Raw genomic sequence first — 1771 nt, forward strand, 5'->3', positions numbered from 1 at the left:
AAACCAAAAATTTTTCATTGTAATATTTTAATACAATTTTTTGAGTGCTGACCACCGGCAGAACCGGCGCGAAGTAAACAGTCTTATTTCCTCTAAAATTGATCAGGAAGTTAATAGGTTTACCAACGTGCCAATCTTTCTTTAAGTCTTTACGGATCGTGTGAATTTTAGGAAGTACTTTTTCGTAAACCTCGATGTCGACTTCATATTGTTTAGTCAGTTTTTCATGTGACATTCTTTTTTCATGTTCAATGTATAATTCTTGTGAGATACAAGTTTTTAAACCTTTCCAAATCTTTTCCACAAAATGGGTAGGTTTATCTTTGATATGTTGGCTAAAATGTAATTTCATAATTTTAAGTTTTAAGTGAATTCTAAATATTCGTTTCGTTTGACAATTGTTGTGGTGAATGGGAATTTATCTTTTGGAATCTTTTTAATGGTTTGGATCAGTATTGTTGCACCGGTAAAAACAACTCTTTTACGGTCATCAATTTCAATTTGCAAAGTCAAATAATCTGAGTTGACTTTCTTTTTTGATGGTTCTATCTTGTAAGCGTGGACTTTGATCAATACATTCAATATTTCGTCTATTTTTATGCTTTTTCCTGCGAAGTGCGTTACTTCGACTTCTATTCCTAAATCCGAGAATTTGGTCATCTGGTAGTATCTTTTTAAGTAAGTGGTTAGAGTCACAGTGCATAATCCATCCCATATAGGCGGCAATAACTGCTTTGTTGTTTTTCGTAAATGCTTTTGCTGCGCGTTTTTTGATTGATTTTCGTAGTCTTGTATGCGTGTGGTAAAAAACATAACCCACAAAGTCAATTCCTCTTTTCTCTACTGGGAAAACTTGGTAATTCCGTTTTACTTGCAGTTTTAAATGATCATTTAAATACTGTTTAATCTCTGATAAAATAGCATGTAAATCTTCTTTGTTGTTTGTGATCATTGTCTTTAAATTTTCTTCTGAGCTGATTCTTTAATATGTGGTGATTTATTGAGGGATAAAATTTAGTAATGTCCAACTTCAAGCAGTAAGTTGTACCGGGTACATCTGCCAAAGCTTTCTTGACAGCTTTGGCGGCAGAATGTATCCCTTTTCCTTTTATTGAACTGTAGGTATCAGTTGTGAATAGTTTTGTAAATATTGGCTCTAAAACGTTCATTATAGCGTGGTGCGTGATACGATCTGGAAAGAACTGTAATTTTGAGACGATCCTTTCTTTTGGTTCATATACTTTAAAGGTTGCATATTCAGAGGTTACGTAAACTTTGTTTTTAAGGATATCGTGCAGCTTCAAGATATTGCTCTCTTTATTCCTATTATGGATGATCACACCTTTTTGTTTTGATTTGCCTTTCTGCGCTCTTGTATCGGCTAACATTAGGTTTTCAATACTGATTATTTCGCTATATAGATTGTTGTATCTTTTCAAAGCCTTTGTATTATTGGGTCGCTTTCTTGACAAGAGCAGAATACTAACGACCCGTTAAAAATTGTGTTTTTTTGCACTGATGGCAGGGTTTGCACCGAATAATATTTTTACATGGTGGGAGCTGCAGTTCGTATTCGTGTTCCAGTTATCGACATTGTTCAACGACCAACCCGAAGAGGGAGAACGACTCAAAAACCACAGCATTCAATGCACAACCTTATTTTTTATAGAACGGTCTTAATCAAATCAGAGAAGTGTTCCCAGAAATAACGACCGATCGCTCTCGTTCTGAACACACGGCGGGAGCCGCAGTGCGTATGCGCGTGCCAGTG

Annotated in this window: 2 protein-coding genes and 1 pseudogene; all 3 read right to left on the minus strand. The window is 35.5% G+C overall.

What is annotated here, in order from left to right:
* A pseudogene (locus KHA90_RS24960) lies at nt 1-352 on the minus strand (hypothetical protein); the annotation flags it as partial.
* A gap of 11 nt (nt 353-363) precedes the next feature.
* A complete protein-coding gene (locus KHA90_RS24965; protein WP_213308230.1) occupies nt 364-660 on the minus strand; it encodes a hypothetical protein in 297 nt (98 codons plus the stop codon).
* A 242-nt stretch (nt 661-902) separates the two neighbouring features.
* Entirely contained in the window at nt 903-1388 is a 486-nt protein-coding gene (locus tag KHA90_RS24970; RefSeq protein ID WP_213308232.1) for a reverse transcriptase domain-containing protein, read from the minus strand.
* Nucleotides 1389-1771: the final 383 nt, after the last annotated feature.

The organism is Flavobacterium psychroterrae, assembly GCF_018380615.1.
Taxonomy (GTDB): domain Bacteria; phylum Bacteroidota; class Bacteroidia; order Flavobacteriales; family Flavobacteriaceae; genus Flavobacterium; species Flavobacterium psychroterrae.